This window comes from Pseudescherichia sp. L3, assembly GCF_024656065.1.
Classification (GTDB): domain Bacteria; phylum Pseudomonadota; class Gammaproteobacteria; order Enterobacterales; family Enterobacteriaceae; genus Pseudescherichia.
This window is the reverse complement of sequence record NZ_JANKYC010000001.1, coordinates 1428451-1444788: the sequence shown is the minus strand read 5'-3', so window position 1 is coordinate 1444788 and position 16338 is coordinate 1428451. Positions and strand designations below refer to the sequence as shown.

The 16338-nt window shown below is 53.9% G+C and carries 14 protein-coding genes and 1 pseudogene; 9 read left to right on the top strand and 6 right to left on the bottom strand.

Annotation, left to right across the window (positions count from 1 at the left end; all coding sequences use genetic code 11):
- The first annotated feature begins 2 nt into the window (after positions 1-2).
- From NR795_RS06990 to NR795_RS06975, 4 genes are read left to right on the top strand one after another with little or no spacing between them, the layout of a single operon-like run.
- Positions 3-419 (top strand): PaaI family thioesterase, encoded by a 417-nt coding sequence (locus NR795_RS06990; protein WP_144815321.1) that lies wholly within the window; start codon positions 3-5, stop codon positions 417-419.
- Entirely contained in the window at positions 358-1218 is an 861-nt protein-coding gene (locus NR795_RS06985; RefSeq protein WP_257757690.1) for a VOC family protein, read from the top strand. The genes NR795_RS06990 and NR795_RS06985 overlap by 62 nt, the downstream gene beginning before the upstream one ends.
- Entirely contained in the window at positions 1215-2723 is a 1509-nt protein-coding gene (locus NR795_RS06980; RefSeq protein ID WP_257757689.1) for a class I adenylate-forming enzyme family protein, read from the top strand. Before NR795_RS06985 ends, NR795_RS06980 begins: the two co-directional genes overlap by 4 nt.
- Positions 2720-4342, top strand: coding sequence for a gamma-glutamyltransferase family protein (locus NR795_RS06975; protein ID WP_257757688.1), 1623 nt, complete (start codon positions 2720-2722; stop codon positions 4340-4342). The genes NR795_RS06980 and NR795_RS06975 overlap by 4 nt, the downstream gene beginning before the upstream one ends.
- A gap of 53 nt (positions 4343-4395) precedes the next feature.
- On the opposite strand, the gene NR795_RS06970 is transcribed toward NR795_RS06975, so the two are convergent.
- Positions 4396-5652 carry a mechanosensitive ion channel family protein gene (locus NR795_RS06970; protein WP_144815332.1) on the bottom strand — a complete coding sequence of 419 codons (1257 nt, stop codon included), beginning with the start codon at positions 5650-5652 and terminating at the stop codon, positions 4396-4398.
- A gap of 107 nt (positions 5653-5759) precedes the next feature.
- On the opposite strand from NR795_RS06970, the pseudogene NR795_RS06965 reads away from it, so the two are divergent.
- From NR795_RS06965 to treR, 4 genes and pseudogenes are all read left to right on the top strand, one after another.
- A pseudogene (locus tag NR795_RS06965) lies at positions 5760-5840 on the top strand (hypothetical protein); the annotation flags it as partial.
- 243 nt (positions 5841-6083) lie between these two features.
- Positions 6084-6509, top strand: coding sequence for a translesion error-prone DNA polymerase V autoproteolytic subunit (locus NR795_RS06960; protein WP_222887835.1), 426 nt, complete (start codon positions 6084-6086; stop codon positions 6507-6509).
- A 3-nt stretch (positions 6510-6512) separates the two neighbouring features.
- Complete coding sequence (locus tag NR795_RS06955; protein ID WP_257757687.1) at positions 6513-7784, top strand: Y-family DNA polymerase; 1272 nt, start codon at positions 6513-6515, stop codon at positions 7782-7784.
- A gap of 160 nt (positions 7785-7944) precedes the next feature.
- Positions 7945-8895: a trehalose operon repressor TreR gene (treR, locus tag NR795_RS06950; RefSeq protein WP_144815340.1), complete on the top strand. Its 951-nt coding sequence runs from the start codon at positions 7945-7947 to the stop codon at positions 8893-8895.
- Between the two features lie 65 nt (positions 8896-8960).
- Here treR and treC read toward each other — a convergent pair whose 3' ends face one another.
- From treC to NR795_RS06930, 4 genes are all read right to left on the bottom strand, one after another.
- Positions 8961-10613, bottom strand: coding sequence for an alpha,alpha-phosphotrehalase (gene treC, locus NR795_RS06945; RefSeq protein ID WP_257757686.1), 1653 nt, complete (start codon positions 10611-10613; stop codon positions 8961-8963).
- A gap of 18 nt (positions 10614-10631) precedes the next feature.
- Positions 10632-12053, bottom strand: a complete 1422-nt coding sequence (treB, locus tag NR795_RS06940; RefSeq protein WP_144815347.1) for a PTS trehalose transporter subunit IIBC — start codon at positions 12051-12053, stop codon at positions 10632-10634.
- Between the two features lie 168 nt (positions 12054-12221).
- Positions 12222-13841: an alpha,alpha-trehalase TreF gene (gene treF, locus NR795_RS06935; RefSeq protein ID WP_144815350.1), complete on the bottom strand. Its 1620-nt coding sequence runs from the start codon at positions 13839-13841 to the stop codon at positions 12222-12224.
- Positions 13842-14076: 235 nt separating this feature from the next.
- On the bottom strand, positions 14077-14658 hold the full coding sequence (locus tag NR795_RS06930; protein WP_257757685.1) for a PhoP regulatory network YrbL family protein: 582 nt from the start codon (positions 14656-14658) through the stop codon (positions 14077-14079).
- A 183-nt stretch (positions 14659-14841) separates the two neighbouring features.
- On the opposite strand from NR795_RS06930, the gene NR795_RS06925 reads away from it, so the two are divergent.
- Positions 14842-15183 (top strand): cupin domain-containing protein, encoded by a 342-nt coding sequence (locus NR795_RS06925; protein ID WP_257757683.1) that lies wholly within the window; start codon positions 14842-14844, stop codon positions 15181-15183.
- A 60-nt stretch (positions 15184-15243) separates the two neighbouring features.
- Here NR795_RS06925 and NR795_RS06920 read toward each other — a convergent pair whose 3' ends face one another.
- Positions 15244-16272: a zinc-binding dehydrogenase gene (locus NR795_RS06920; RefSeq protein ID WP_257757682.1), complete on the bottom strand. Its 1029-nt coding sequence runs from the start codon at positions 16270-16272 to the stop codon at positions 15244-15246.
- Positions 16273-16338 lie beyond the last annotated feature (66 nt).

The window sequence follows — 16338 nt, the reverse complement described above, 5'->3', positions numbered from 1 at the left end:
AGATGAGCGAGATTGTTGCATTAAGCGCGCAGGACGTGCAGGAAAAACTGCTGAAGGGTCCCTATCACCAGTGGCTGGGGCTTGAGGTGCAGGCGGTGGCAAAAGGCGAAATCACCCTGACGGCGCGTTTTCGCGACGAGTGGGTGGTCAACCCTGCGGGAGGGTATATCCACGGCGGCATTCTGGCGGCGCTGGTCGATCTGACCGCCGACTGGGCGCTGGTAGCCTATACCGGGAAAGGCGTGCCAACGCTGGATATTCGAGTCGACTATCACCGTCCAGCGCGCGGCGACCTGCGAATAACAGGTAAAGTCATCAAAGTGGGCAAGCAGGTCTCCAGCGCGGAGGCATGGGTCTATGACAGCGAAGATCGGCTGGTGGCGAGCGGCCGTGGCCTGTACGCCATGCCTGCCGCCTGAGGAGCCGTCCATGCCACTGGTCTTCGATCACCTGGTGATTAATAACCATTTTGCGCTGGAAGCCACGCGGGATCTTTTTGCCGCGCTGGGCTTCACCCTGACGCCGGAGAGCCATCACTCGCTCGGATCGATGAACCAGCTGGTGATGTTCAACGGCCACTATTTAGAGCTTATCGGACTCCCGCGTCACGGGGAGCGGATCCGTCAGGAGCTGCTGGACAGCCCGCGCGGTATCGACGGCGTGGTGTTTCGCAGTACGGATGCCGCCGCAACCGCGCGGCAGCTGCGCGAGCAGGGATTCACGGTGCAGCCGGTCCAGCACTTTTCCCGCGAGGTAGCAGCCGACGGCGAGCGGGGCGAGGCGCGTTTCAGCACGGTACGTCTCGCAGCCGGCAGCTTTGCGGCGGGAAGGGTCTATTTTTGCCAGCATCACACCCCGGAGTGGGTGTGGCGCGCCCCCTGGCTCTCCCACGCCAATGGCGTTGCGGGGATCGAGGCGTTAACCGTTGTGAGCCAGAACGTCGAGCAGGAGGCGCAGGCGTGGCAGCAGCTCGGCGCGCCCGATCCGGCTTTTCAGCTGCAATTGCTGACGCCCTCCGCCTGGCGTGATGATTCCGCCGGTCTGGTCAGCGTGGACGAGAGCCGCCCCAGCCAGTTTACGGCTATCCACTTTCGCGGCGGCAATGCGTCGATGCTGATTCAGGCGGCGCGTAACGCCGGGCTGCCGCTGCATCAACGACCGGGACGGCTGCTGATCGCCATGCCCGCCATACACACCCTACTTGAGTTCAGGCTATGACTATCACTAATCTGGGGGCGCTGCCCCTGGCGGCTCGGCACAACCCGCTGCCCGCCTTTATCATGCCGCAGGGGGAAGGGGAGAACACCATCACCTTTGGTGAACTTGACGCTCAGGCCAACGCGGTAGGCGCGGCGCTGCGGGCCCGTGGCTATGTGCCGGGCGAACGTATCGCGCTGCTCGGGCGTAACTCCATTGCGTTTATTACCGCTTTTTTAGGCATCCTGCGAGCGGGGCTGGTCGCCGTGCCGATTAGCATCAAATTTCCGCCAGCGACGCTGGAGAGCATTCTCGACGACTGCGACGCGCGTCTGGTGATGGGCGATGATACGCTGCTGGCCAGCCTCGCCGCCACGCGCAGCCGGTGGGGCTTCAGCGAGCTGGTGACGCTTGCGTCGGTTACCGACTACGATGTTTTTACGCCGCAGGCAGACTCGCTGGCGATGCTGCTCTATACCTCCGGCTCCACCGGGATGCCGAAAGGGGTTCGTCTCACCCATGCCAGCCACCGCTGGGTGGTGGAGACGCGGCTGGCGGCCAACGAGCTGGTGGACCAGCGGGTGCTGATCGCCGCCCCCTTTTACCATATGAACGCCCTGGCGTTGGCGCTGCTGACGCTTGCCAGCGGTGTCACCACTATCCTGCTGCCGCAGTTCCGGGTGCGAGAGTACATTGCCGCTATTGCCCGCTACCGCTGCACCTGGATCACCGCCGTGCCGCCGATGATCGCGATGATGATGAAAGAGCAGGCGCTGCTTGCTGCGAGCGATCTCTCATCGGTGCGGGTTGTGCGTATGGGATCTGCGCCGGTTAACGAAGGGTTATTCAATCAAATTCGTCAGATCTGGCCCAATGCGCGGGTCATCAACGCCTACGGCACCACGGAAGGCGGCCCGATTGTCTTTGGTCCCCACCCGCAGGGACGCACCGCGCCATTGCAGTCCAACGGCTATGCCCATCCGGCGGTCTCGCTGCGGCTTCGCGACGAGCAGGGGCAGCTTAGCGACCACGGCGTACTGGAGATGAAAAGCCCGGCGCTGATGCAGGGGTATCATCAGCGCCCGGACGTCTCCGCGCCGTTCACCGACGATGGCTATTACATCTCCGGCGACGTATTCATGCGCGATGAACATGGCTTCTACACCTTTATCGGGCGACGCGACGACATGTTCGTCTGCGGCGGTGAGAATATCTATCCCGGCGAAGTGGAAAAGCTGCTGGAGCAGCATCCTGCCGTCCAGCAGGCGTGCGTCGTGGCGGTAAACGATGAGATTAAAGGCAGCAAGCCGGTAGCCTGGATTATTCCTCGGGAGGACAGCGTCGCCAGGCCGGAGGAGATCAAGGCCTGGACGCTAACCCACGGTCCTGCCTATTTGCACCCCCGCCATATCTGGCTTACCGACAGCTTCCCGTTAGCGGGTACGAACAAAGTAGATAAACAGGCGCTGCGCGCAGAGGCGGAGCGCTATCTGGCGACGGCAAGCGACAAGGAGATGCGAGCATGAAATTTAACTGGCATAACCCCTACCTGACCACGCGCACGCCGCTGTTCGCGCGTAACGCGGTGGCGACATCGCACCCGTTGGCGGCTCACGCTGGCAATCAGGCTCTGTTAAACGGCGGTAATGCGGTAGATGCGGCCATTGCGGCAGCGGCGACGCTGACTATCGTCGAGCCGGTCTCCAACGGGCTGGGCAGCGATGCGTTCGCCATGGTCTGGGACGGTCAGCAGCTACACGGCCTGAACGCCTCCGGCACCGCGCCCTCGCACTGGGATACCAACTGGTTTGCCCGGCGCTACGGCGTGGATGCGCAAGGCTATGCCAGACGGCCCGTGCGCGGCTGGGACAGCGTGACTATTCCAGGGGCCGTCGCCGCCTGGGAGGCGCTACATCAGCGCTTCGGCAAGCTACCGTTTCACCAGCTGTTGGAAACAGCTATCGATCTTGCCGAGCGAGGTGTGACCATTGCGCCGATGGTGTCGCGTAAGTGGCACGCCGCCGTGCCGCTGCTTCAGGATCAGCCGGGCTTTGCCGCCACCTTTATGCCCAACGGCCGCGCACCGGATATTGGCGAGAAGTTTGTCATGCCCGCCGCCGCCCGCACGCTGCGTCTGCTCGCCGACCAGGGCGCGCGTGCATTCTATGAAGGTGAGGCGGCAGAGGCGATTGTCCGCTTTGCTGCCCAAAGCGACGTGCCGCTAACGCTTGCCGAGCTTGCCGGATATCGCCCCGAATGGGTCACGCCGGTGAGCCGTCGCTATCGCGGTTACGACGTTCACGAGCTGCCGCCTAACGGTCAGGGCATTGCCGCCCTGATCGCGCTGGGGATCCTTGAGCATTTCGACCTTGCCAGCCTGCCGCTGGACAGCGTCGCGTCGCAGCATCTGCAGGTTGAGGCGATGAAGCTGGCCTTTGCCGATATCTATAAATACGTCGGCGATCCGCGCTCTATGGATATCACTCCTGAGCAGATGCTGGATGACAGCTATCTGGCCGAACGCGCCAGGCTGATCGACCCGGCGCGGGCCAGCCAGCCGCTATCGGGTATGCCCGCCAGCGGCGGCACCGTCTATCTCACTACTGCCGACGAAAGCGGCATGATGGTGTCATTTATTCAGTCGAACTATATGGGCTTTGGCTCGGGCGTGGTGGTGCCGGAGTACGGCATTAGTTTGCAAAATCGAGGGGCGGGGTTCTCCAGCGATCCACGCTCCGCCAACGTGGTCGCACCGGGCAGGCGGCCATTCCATACCATCATCCCTGGCTTTCTCACTAAAGACGGTCAGCCGCAGATGAGCTTTGGCGTCATGGGCGGGGATATGCAGCCGCAGGGGCACGTTCAGACGCTGGTACGGATGCTGGACTACCAGCAGCAGCCGCAGGCCGCCTGCGATGCGCCGCGCTGGAAGGTAAACCGCGATTTCTCGCTCGACCTGGAGGTCGGTTTTCATCAGGGCGTGGCGGAGCAGCTGGGTCAGCGCGGGCATCGTTTTACCTCGCTTAACGACCCGTATATGGACTTTGGTTCAGGCCAGTTTATCTGGAAACTGACGACGGAGGGCAGCGATGGCTATGTTATTGCCAGCGACAGCCGCCGCGACGGCCAGGCGGTAGGTTTTTAAATACGGTGCGCGACGCTCTTCAGGCGGCGCCAGGAGCGCCACCGTGAGTCAGATTACTGCGGACCACCAGACCTGGCATCGTCACTCTCTACTCGCGGCTGTGCCAGCCGGGCAAAGTCGGATCCTGCCGGGTGCTGGTAAATCTGCAGCTCAAAGTGGCGGGCCATCGCATAGATATATTCAAAAATCGCCGCCTGGGTATTTTCATAATCGCTCCAGAAAATAGATGAGGTGAAGCAGTAGATCTCCACCGGCAAGCCATCCGGTGACGGCTTCAGCGGACGCACCACGATATACATCTCTTTTTTAATATCCTCACGCTGGGCCAGCCAGGCGGTCAGAAACTTACGGAACACCATAAGGTTGGTAATGCCGTTCTCCATAAACCAGCGGTCGCCGACCGCGCTGATATCACGTCCATCCAGCAGCTCAGTGATAGATTCGCCTGCGATGCGGATCTGGCTTATCGCCTGCAACATCTCCTGATTCACAAAGGTGATAGACTTCTGATCAAGATAAAAGCTGCGCATGATACGACGCGCGCCCGAAGAGAACATCGCCTGCCAGTTGGTGTAGGTCTCGGTGAGGAAATTCTTGGTCGGGATACGTGAAATGGTGTTATCCCAGTTGCGGATAGTGATGGTATGCAACGCAATATCGATCACCTCGCCGCTGATATTTCTATCCGGCATCTCAATCCAGTCGCCCAGCTGCAGCACATCGTTGGACGAGAGCTGAATATTAGCCACCAGCGACAGCAGGGTATGCTGGAAGATCAGCATTAACACCGCGGCGACCGCACCCAGCGAAGAGATAATAATCGCCGGTGACTTGTTGGACATAATCGCCAGAATCATTATCGCGGCGATAATATGCACCAAAATTTTACCAATCTGGATATAGCCTTTTATCGAGTGATTCTTGCGCTTAGATTTGCGCGAATAGGAGTTGTTAACAATCTCCAGCACTTCATTGAAGAAGATCGACAGATAGACAAAAAACAGAATGCCGCAAATGGTCTGAATTGCAACTTTCAGATTTTCAGGCAGGCCTGGCATAAACTGCAGGAAATTGTAGACCACAATCACAGGCACAAAATTCGACAGCTTCTGAGAGAGGCGTACATCTTTATCCAGAGGAACGTCCTGTTTATGGCTGCTGAAAAAGACCTTTCTGATCACTTTGACGATGAAAAATTTGCAGATCAGGTGAGTGACCATCCCGGCCATAATCAGCAACAGCAGACTGACGCTGACCGACAGCACCCTGTTTCCCTCAATAAAACTCATCAAACTCTGAATAAAATGCATGATAACTACCGACCTGGCCCCATTGTTAATGACAACACTCAGTTTATAGAGTGATTACTGCTCCATGATAGTCTTTATCATGGGCGTGGTCAGTGTAGTGCCAAAAGCGGACATTTAATGCGCAAGCCGAATACGGGAGCCGCCTCGGTATGATGAGTAAGCTTTACCCGGAACTTAGCTATCAACAGTCATCGCCAGCACCCGCCGCCGTGACCGCCAGAGGGGAGGTTTTAAATGCAGTACGCATATAAAACAAGCGATTGAATACAAAAATAAAAAATTTACATATCCTTTAACCTTTTGATAAGTAATAATTTTTATTATTAATAATTACACACGTGGCGACAGGCATTTACTTAAGCCACTTGATCACGGCATCATATAAATCTACTGTATAAATACACAGTAGATATTATAATAAGGTGACGTCCGTGAGTTTAACATTTTATAAGCCCGCTGAGCTGCGCGAAGTTCTCGCGTTTCCTCTCTTTGGCGATGTTGTGCCGTGCGGTTTTCCCTCGCCGGCGCAGGACTATGTGGAGCAGAGTCTCGACTTAAACGAACTGATGATCCACCACCCCAATGCGACCTATTTCGTCAAGGCGGCGGGGGACTCGATGATCGACGGCGGCATCAACGAGGGCGATCTGCTGGTCGTCGATAGCGCCCGAACCGCCGCACATGGCGATATTGTTATCGCCGCCGTCGACGGTGAATTTACCGTTAAAGAGCTTCAGCTTCGCCCCACCGTCCAGCTTAACCCCCGCAACCCCCGCTATATGCCCATCCGCATCGGCAGTGAAGAGGCGCTCGAAATCTTCGGCGTCGTGACGCACATAATCAAATTCACGTGCTGAATCATGTTCGCCCTGGTGGATGTGAACTCATTCTATGCCAGCTGTGAAACGGTCTTCCGGCCCGATCTGCAAGGCAAGCCGGTGGTGGTGCTCAGCAATAACGACGGCTGCGTGATCGCCCTCAGCGCGGAAGCGAAAAAGCTGGGCATCACCATGGGCGCGCCGTTCTTCAAGCAGCGGGATCTGTTTCGTGCCCACCGTGTCACCTGCTTTAGCAGCAACTATGAGCTTTACGCTGACATGAGCCGCCGGGTTATGGGCACGCTGGAGAGGCTCTGCCCGCGCGTGGACGTCTACTCCATTGACGAAGCGTTCTGCGATCTCTCCGGGGTGCGTAACTGCCGGGTGCTGGAGGAGTTTGGCCAGGAGATCCGCAACACGCTGTGGCGTGAGACCCACCTGAGAGTCGGAGTGGGGATTGCGCAGACCAAAACCCTGGCCAAGCTGGCTAACTATGCCGCCAAGCGCTGGCCGCAGCTGGGCGGCGTGGTGGATCTCTCTAACGTCGATCGCCAGCGGCGGCTGATGGAGCGGCTGCCGGTGGATGAGGTATGGGGCATTGGGCGACGCCTTGCGAAAGCGCTAAATGCGCACGGGATCAAAACCGTACTGCAGCTTGCCGACAGCGATATCCGTTTTATCCGCAAGCAGTTCAGTGTGGTGATGGAGCGTACGGTGCGCGAGCTGCGGGGCGAGTCCTGCCTGGCGTTCGATGAGTTTGTCCCTGCCAGGCAGGAGATTCTTTGCAGCCGCAGCTTTGGCGAGCGTACAGCGGACTATGAATCGGTCAGGCAGGCCATTTGCACCTACGCCTCGCGGGCAGCGGCCAGGCTGCGCGGCCAGCATCAATACTGCCGCGTCATCTCGGCCTTTGTGAAAACCTCTCCTTTTGCCGCTGGGGAGCCTTACTACGGCAACAGCGCGATGGTGAAGCTGCTGACGCCCACCCAGGACAGCCGGGATATTATCCACGCCGCGACATGCTGTCTGGACACCATCTGGCGCGAGGGCCACCGCTATCAGAAGGCGGGCGTCATGCTCGGGGATTTCTACAGCCAGGGCGTGGCGCAGCTCGATCTTTTTGACGCTAACGCGCCGCGTCCGGGCAGCGATGCGCTGATGGCGGTGCTGGACGAGCTGAACAAAAAACGCGGGCAGGGGACGCTCTATTTTGCCGGGCAGGGGATCCAGCAGGCGTGGCAGATGAAGCGCGAGATGCTCTCGCCGCGCTACACGACCCGATGGTCAGATCTGCCGATTATTAAAGGTAAGTGACCAGGCGTAAAGGTGGCCTGACATAGCCCCTGTTTCAGCAGGATCCGGATTAGCGATGAAACAGCGCGCATATGGGCACATTTTGCATATGGGCAAGCTTTAAGACCGGGTAATGCGTTAAGATTGGCGAAAGATAGAAAAGCTAAGGTGTGGAGCAGGTATGGAAGGTAAGAAACTCACTCTGAATGATATTGCAAAACTGAGTGGCGTAAGTAAATCCACGGTTTCACTTGTCATCAATAACAGCCCTAAAGTCAAAAAATCCACGCTTGACCACGTCCAGTCCGTTATCCAACAGTATGGTTTCACGCCTTCAAAAGCCGCGCAGTCTCTGCGCGGCCAGCGTGAAAAAATCATCGGTATTATTGTGACACGCCTCGATTCGGCTTCAGAGAACCAGGCCGTCCAGACCATTTTGCCTCACGTTTATCAGCATGGATATGATGCGCTGATTATGGAAACGTTGCTACAACCGGAACGGCTTGAAGAACACCTGAAGGTACTGGAAAACCGGCAGGTTGAAGGCGTCATTGTTTTTGGTTTCACCGGGATCGCGAGCCCCATGCTCAGACAGTGGAAAGGCAGAGTGGTACTTATCGAAAGCGAACTCTCTGGATTTCCCCGAATTCGTTATGATGGCGCTGGCGCGGTGCGAATGCTGATGCAGCGTATGGTGCACAACGGCGCTGAGAACATGAGTTTTATTGGCGTCGCGGAGAAAGATAAAACCACAGGCAGCGAACGTTACCAGGCCTATCTCCAGGGATGTGAACAGTTCGGTTTTACCCCCCGCGCAGCCCTGGGAAATTTAACCTATCAGAGCGGCTATCAACTGGCGGCGGAGATCGTGAATGCAGACACTCGCGCACTGATCTGCGCGACGGATACCATCGCCCTCGGCGCGATCAAATTTATACGTGAAAAGCGTTTTAATCTTGAGATAGGCAGTATCGGGAGCATTCCGCTGCTGAGCTTTTTATTTCCAGAGGTCATGTCAGTCAGGCTGGGCTATCCGGATGCGGGTCGCGAGGCCATACAGCTCCTGATCGCTCTGTTAAACGGGAATGTCGAAAAGAAAAAAATTGTCATTCCCTGTCAGTTTGTTGTCTAGTGAACGTAGTGACTACCGACGTGTATCATTAAATAGACGTCGGCATTACTCTTTGTGAAAGCGGGTTATTTTATCCACCACATGCATTCATAAGGACGCAGTGAATCTACGCTATTCTGAGTGCTATCATAATTACCGTACAGTAGACGCCAGCGTTCTTCCTCGCCAAAATAGTCATCAATTGCGACTGTATCAGGTGTGAGATTAGCCAGCACCAATAAGCTATTATCTTTATCCTCTCGTTTATAGCACCAGATGCGCTCACTCAGCGGATCCATATCGGTATAATCGCCAAGCGTCAATACAGGCAGGCTTTTTCGCAGCGCAATTAAACGGCGATAGGTATTCAGAACGGATTGTTCATTCAACCGTTCCTGCTCAACGTTAATGACATCATAGTTGCCTGCTACGTCAATCCAGCTTTTACCGCTGGTGAAGCCTGCGTTAACGCTATTGTCCCATTGCACGGGCGTTCTGCTGTTATCACGTGACTTCTTCTCCAGGATTGCCAGAACGTGCTCCTCAGAGATACCCCCTGCAATAAGGGTTTGATAAATATTAAGGCTTTCTACATCGCGATAGTGATCGATATGCTTAAAATGCGGATCGGTCATCCCGATCTCTTCACCCTGAAAAATATAAGGCGTGCCCTGCATACCATGTAATACCATCGCCAGCATTTTTGCAGAAACCTCACGCAGGGGGCCGTCGTCACCCAGGCGGGAGACGATGCGTGGCTGATCGTGATTACACCAGAAGAGCGCATTCCATGCCAGGCCATGCATGCCGCGCTGCCACTCTGCAAATATCTTTTTCAGATGAACGCGATCTGGCGTACCGCGGTTCCACTTTTTGCCCTCATCATAATCTATTTTAAGATGGTGAAAATTAAAGGTCATCGACAGCTCTTTGCCATCCAGCCGAGCGTAACGCTGGCAGTGAGCCAGCTGTGTGGATGACATTTCGCCGACCGTCATTAGCCCGCGGGGTTGAAAAACATCCCGGCTCATCTCTTCCAGAAAATCATGAATGGCGGGGCCGTCGGTGTAGAAGCGACGGCCGTCTCCTTCGTGATCGTCCGGAAGATCGGGATGCTTCGACACCAGGTTAATGACATCCAGCCGCAGTCCGTCGATCCCTTTATCCGCCCAGAAGTGACATACCGCTTTTAACGCGTTACGCACGTCCGGATTCTCCCAGTTGAGATCGGCCTGCTCAGGGGAAAAAGAGTGCAGATAGTATTGCTGGCTCTCTTCATGCCACTGCCACGCGCTTCCACCAAATTTTGAGTGCCAGTTATTAGGTGGCAGGGCTCCTTTTCCGTCGCGCCAGATATAAAAATCGCGCCAAGGGCTCAGGCGATCGCCGGCGGCCGATTTGAACCAGGCATGCTGCGTGGAGGTATGGTTAAACACCATATCCATAACCACTTTTATCTGCCGTTCATGGGCGGCCGCAATCAGATTGTCGAAATCTTCCATGGTGCCGAACAGAGGATCGATATCGTAATAGTCCGCAACGTCATAGCCATTGTCTATCTGGGGCGAAGAGTAGATTGGCGTCAGCCAGATGGCGCTGACGCCCAGCCACTGCAGGTAATCCAGGCGACGGGTGATACCATTGATATCACCGATGCCGTTTCCTGTACTGTCCTGAAAACTGCGTGGGTAGATCTGGTAGATAACGCCGTTTTGCCACCAGTGGATATCATTTTTCATGTGTCCATTGTTCCTCTATTAAACAACCAGAAGCTTGCCTGAAGCCTGTTTTCTCTTGTAGATAGCGATGGTCAGCACCAGTGGGATCACAATGGCAACCATCATTGCCGCGCCGAAGACAGACCAGTAACGCGTTTGTATTGAGAGGATCGCCGGTAAACCACCGACGCCGATGCCACTGGCGGTTACGCCGAAGAGACCACAGACCAGACCGGCGCAGCTGGAACCCACCATGCCGCACAGCATCGGAAAGCGATACTTCATGTTGATGCCATACATTGCGGGCTCGGTGACGCCGAGGTAGGCAGAGACGGCGGCGGGAACGGAAATTTCACGCTCGTTTGTTTTTTTACTGATTAATATGATGCCGAGGACGGCGGAGGCCTGCGCCATATTAGAGAGGGCAATGATCGGCCAGACCGGTGTGCCACCCATGTTCTGGATAAGCTGAAGGTCGATTGCCAGCGTGGTCTGATGTACACCGGTGATCACGAGCGGCGCATACAGGAAACCAAACAGCGCTGAACCGATAGGTGCGAAAGGACCCGTCATCAGATGGCTGACGCCCCACGCGATGCCATCGCCGATGATTCGGCCAAAGGGACCGATAAGGGTATGGGCCAGAAAAACAGCAATAATCAGCGACACGACCGGCACAATCACCAGTGAAAGATAGTCGGGCACAATACGCTTAAGATTGATTTCCAACCACGCCAGGGCCATTGCTGCCAGTACAGAGGGGATCACCTGTGCCTGATAGCCTACTTTTTCAATGGTAAACAGGCCAAAATCCCATATTTCTGGCACCTGCTGTCCCAGCATGTAAGCATTCATCAACTGCGGCGATACCAGGGTGATGCCGAGTACAATACCGAGTATCGGTGTACCCCCCATTTTTCGCATCACCGACCAGCAAATACCTACCGGGATGTAAAAGAATATCGCCTCACCAATCAACCAGAGGAAATCGTAGATATTTTTCCACACCGCTGACGCGTTAATCAGGGGTTCATTGTTGTGTAATGGCAGATCGCCGATGACATTGCGAAAACCTAAAATCAAACCACCACTGATAAGGGCTGGCAGCAGAGGAAAGAATATTTCAGCCAGATGAGAGATCAGGCTTTCGTGCCATTTCATGTTTTGACGGGCAACGCGTTTAGCGCTTTCTTTATCCATGCCGGTCATTTGCGTTTGTTTCAGCAGGACCTGGTACCAGTCATCGACATCGGTACCAATGACAACCTGAAACTGCCCGGCATTAGTAAAGCAGCCCTTAACCATCGGCAGCGCTTCAATTTCTTTCGGCTGCGCTTTGGATGCATCGTTCAAAACGAAGCGAAGCCGGGTAATGCAGTGGGTTACCGCTGCAATATTGTCAACGCCGCCAACCAGAAGTATAAGCTTATCAATATCTTGAATATTTGCTTTCTTAGCCATAGTCAATGTCCAACACATTAGTAAGACGGTTTTAAGTGTTGGTCATCTTAGTGACGAGTCCTTTTTTACGTAAGTAGGAACGTTCCAATTGTCGAGCGAGATCACACTATATTTGTTGTTCCTTAAAGTGCTCTTAGGCAAAAACCCCAGGCTAACGAACTGCACTATTTAATTGCTGTATCTCATTAAGAGCTGATAGGTAACGCCATTGGTCCATGCAAAACCATCCTGTAACGGATATTCACCCCCTCCGCCGGGAAGGCTTTCTTTATTAGTTATGTCATATTTTTCAACCAGTTTATGGTGTTTTTGATAAAACTGGTCAACCGTGTGTATCCAGTTAGTCGCTATTTCGTGGGCCAGCTCTTTCTCGCCATAATTTTCAAAGCCAATCACTGCCATCCACTGTAGAGGAGCCCAGGCATTGGGTTTATCCCATTGCTCCCCGGTATCTAAAGCGGTGCTAAGAATGCCTCCAGGGGTGAGCAGCGTGTTTCTTACAGCCTGGGCTGAGGAGTGTGCTTTTTTCTCCGAGCTCATTTTTACAAAAAAGGGCGTCAGAGACGCGGCCGAGAACGCGCCAAAACATTTATTCTCCCAGTCATAGTCGCGATATACCCCGGAAGCGCTATCCCACAGATGCTTATTGATAGCTTTTTTACGCCTGAGATAGATTGATCTAAACTCTTTGGACTGATTGGTTTTTCCCGTTCTCAATAAAATTTCAGAAATTTTTCTTTCAAGATTAAACAGAAATGCGTTTAAATCTATAGGGATAAATGCGGTGGTTCTTATGCTACTGAGCAAGTTGGTTTCATCCAGCCAGCGTGATGAAAAATCCCAGCCTGAGGCTGCGGCCGAGCGCAGTTCGCGATAAACCTGCCTGTGTTCACGCCCGCTTAGGTTAGCCGTTTCAATATCTTCGGCCCATGACTCATCCCGTGGGCTGTCCCTTTCATCCCAATAGCGATTAAGTATCGACCCATCGTCCAGGGCTACAACATGTCGCAAAGCCTGGCCGGGCTCTATTTTATTACTGCCTTCCATCCAAAAACTGTACTCTCTTAGCAACTGCTCAATATAATCATCAGCATTTGCGAGTCCCTTTTCCTCTATCAGCTCTAACATCAGCGAAAAAACAGGCGGGTGAGAGCGGCTAAGGAAATAGGTCCTGTTGCCGTTGGGGATATGACCGTACTGATCTATTAACCATGCAAAGTTATCGGTCATATCTTTCAATAGATCAGGGCGGCCACTGTCGACGAAGCCAAGCATGGCGAAGTATGAATCCCAGTAAAAAGTCTCACCAAAACGGCCCCCCGGCACGATATACGGGTAAGGGAGGTCCAGCAGCGAGGAGTACTCATTTTTTACCGAAACCTTGGTCAGTATGGGCCAGAGATCTTCAATATGTTTTTGTAAAGACTTCGGGCTATCGGAAACATAATTGCTTTCGTTCACATAGGGAGTGTAAAAGTGCTCATGAACGAACAGTGCCAGGTTGAAATCAGGAAGGGAAGACCTTGCCCGATATTGCTCTAAAATAAGCTCGGGTGCTATTTTAGCCGTGCAGTCAGCAAATGTTTTGCCATCAGGAAACACTCTGGCCAGTTGTACGGCATGGAATAACTCTTGGTATAGATCCGCTGGGGTCAATACGGGGTTTTGATAGTCCAGGGCAGAGAAATGGTAATATAAATTCAACCAGTTCTCTCTGTGGTTGTCATTTAAAAACTTTTGTATGGTTTTACTGTATCGTTCTTTCGTATTCGAGTTTACAGTGATCATATAAGCCTTTTTTCACTAAATATCATGCGATAAGTATGATGGAATAAAAATCCTGACATCATTTTGTTTAAACTCTAGCACCTAAAAGGCAAAATTGGAACGTTCTGATTGATGGCAGGGCGCGCAGACAATCGTTCTGGATACGTTGTAAAGAGCGGGAGTAGGGGGAGGCCGCAGGCATTGCAGCTAAGGTATGAGAGGCGCTCGCCACCCCCTATTTATAGGGGGTGGCTGCTTACGCCTGTTGCAGTCTGTTCAAGTCTCTGAGCATCCGCTTAAGACATTTGAGCTTGTTTTTATCGCGTATGACCCCTGAAAGCTTGCTGAGCTGAAAAAGCGTTTTGTCACCGAACCCATCAATAACCTTGAAACGATATTCCTGGCGCGCGCTGTCCCAGGCGTAGACGATGTTTTTACAGTGCAGGGAGTTAATAATGACGCCGGTAGTGACAAACCATGCTAAAAACGCGTTCAGCTTTTGCAGCTTACCGGCATCAAGCTCTTTGTTCAGCGCAAGCTGATAAAGCGTTGGCGCGATATCGCTATGCTCATCGCACTCCTTCACAATGACTTGTCCTACGCCCCTGTTTGTTTCAACAAGGCCTTCAATCTTTTGGATATAAAGCGAGTCCGTTTGGTTATTCGGCTTGCACTCTTTGACATCCCGATAGACTTCACGCACTTTACTTTTGTATTTCACAATACCGGGAATAACCACTTTAATCAGCAGCTGACTATCGTGTGGATGCTGGAAGACGTAGCGATCGTTACCTTTGGCCAGTAAATCTTCATCGATCAATACAAGCTTTTGCTTCATGATAGTTATTGACTCTTACCCTATGGGAAATGAAATGCCTAACGATCATGTGTTGACAATTTCTATACGTTTACAAAACTATAGATTCCCTAATATCAACAATTGATATACGAACTTCACATTTGCTCAATAAGTAATCGCTTTAGTCAGGTTTGAACGAAGAGTGTAAACAGGAGAGGGACAATGATTTCAAAAGAGAACGCGGAGCATTATATCTGGGGTGAGAATTGCGACGGGTGGTATCTGTTAAACCGGCAGGATATGCTTATTATTCATGAAAAAATGCCTCCAGATACGCACGAAAAGCGGCACTTTCACTCGGTGTCCAGACAGTTTTTTTACGTTCTTGAGGGGGAACTGACCATGGAACTGGAAGGGGTTAAACATGAAATCAAGGCCCGGCAGGGAGTTGAAATTCCGCCGGGGGCAAAACATCAGGCCAGGAACGACAGTGCATTACCGGTGGAGTTTATTGTCATCTCTCATCCGACAACGCGAGGCGATCGTTCCGATCTCTCCTGTTGATAAGGGTTCTCTGTATTTGTTTGTTATGCAACAGGCAGCGCGTGTTGTGCAGCCATCGGGTTAGCTATCCTGGTTCATTGTGAGCACAATCCGGTAGCGCGCCAGCCCCTGTCTTAGCCGGTTGAGCGCCTCGCTGGCGTGCTCAAAAGGCATTTGTTCGATGACGGGCAGGGTCTGGAACAGCTGAGTGAAGTGTAAAGCGCGTTCGGTTTGCGCTGGCGTACTGACGAACGAGCCCGTCACAGTGCGTTCCGCCCCAATCATCATCCCCGGCATAATTTGCAATGGCGTCCGTCCGGTACCCAGCAGTATCGCTTTACCCTTTGGCGACAGGGCTGGCAGCAGGGCGGAAACTGCGTCAGAATCAGGCGCAGTAACGAGAATAAGATTCACGCCGCCCAGGGCTTTCAGGCGTTCTGTTACGTTCTCCGTGAGAGCATCAATGTAGTGATGCGCCCCCAGCTCAACGGCATCCCGTTCTTTTTCACCCCCGCGCGCAATCACGATGACTTCATACCCCATTTTATGGGCGTACTGAATCGCCATATGGCCCAGGCCGCCAGCACCGAGAATAGCTACCTTGTCGCCCGCTCTGGCGTCAGACTGACGCAGTGCAGTGAACGTGGCGGTGCCTGCGCAGAGGATTGGGGCGGCATCGACAGAGGACAACGCCGAAGGAATGGCTATGAGTGCGGTGTGGCGAATGACCACATATTCAGCGTAGCCTCCGTCACAGCTAAGCCCCGGCGTCAGCTGGTTTTCGCAGAGATGAAAAAGCCCGTCGCGACAGGGTTTACAGGACTGGCAGTAACCGCCCAGACGGCTCACGCCCACCCGCTGATCGGTGTGCCAGATATCAGGAACCGCATCGCCTTTCTGCGTAATACGCCCCACAATTTCATGTCCGGGAATACGCGCAGGCTGGCCCTCTGCGGCTGGCGTCTCCGTATCCCGCAGATCGGCCCCGCATACGCCACAGGCCTCAATTTTGATGAGAACTTCATCTGCCGTTGGTACCGGCATCGGTCTTACCACCATCTCCAGCACGCCCGGAGACGTGACCTGCATAGCACGAAAGGTTTTGTTCACGGTATCTCCTGTGAAACGGTTACGTCACGGTTTTTAGATTGCGAGGGCAACGAGGAAACGCGACAC

Coding starts and splice junctions, on each gene's coding strand:
- NR795_RS06990 (WP_144815321.1), top strand. CDS start 3: ATGAGCGAGATTGTTGCATTAAGCGCGCAGGACGTGCAGGAAAAACTG.
- NR795_RS06985 (WP_257757690.1), top strand. CDS start 358: ATGACAGCGAAGATCGGCTGGTGGCGAGCGGCCGTGGCCTGTACGCCA.
- NR795_RS06980 (WP_257757689.1), top strand. CDS start 1,215: ATGACTATCACTAATCTGGGGGCGCTGCCCCTGGCGGCTCGGCACAAC.
- NR795_RS06975 (WP_257757688.1), top strand. CDS start 2,720: ATGAAATTTAACTGGCATAACCCCTACCTGACCACGCGCACGCCGCTG.
- NR795_RS06970 (WP_144815332.1), bottom strand. CDS start 5,652: ATGCATTTTATTCAGAGTTTGATGAGTTTTATTGAGGGAAACAGGGTG.
- NR795_RS06955 (WP_257757687.1), top strand. CDS start 6,513: ATGTTCGCCCTGGTGGATGTGAACTCATTCTATGCCAGCTGTGAAACG.
- treR (WP_144815340.1), top strand. CDS start 7,945: ATGGAAGGTAAGAAACTCACTCTGAATGATATTGCAAAACTGAGTGGC.
- treC (WP_257757686.1), bottom strand. CDS start 10,613: ATGAAAAATGATATCCACTGGTGGCAAAACGGCGTTATCTACCAGATC.
- treB (WP_144815347.1), bottom strand. CDS start 12,053: ATGGCTAAGAAAGCAAATATTCAAGATATTGATAAGCTTATACTTCTG.
- treF (WP_144815350.1), bottom strand. CDS start 13,841: ATGATCACTGTAAACTCGAATACGAAAGAACGATACAGTAAAACCATA.
- NR795_RS06930 (WP_257757685.1), bottom strand. CDS start 14,658: ATGAAGCAAAAGCTTGTATTGATCGATGAAGATTTACTGGCCAAAGGT.
- NR795_RS06925 (WP_257757683.1), top strand. CDS start 14,842: ATGATTTCAAAAGAGAACGCGGAGCATTATATCTGGGGTGAGAATTGC.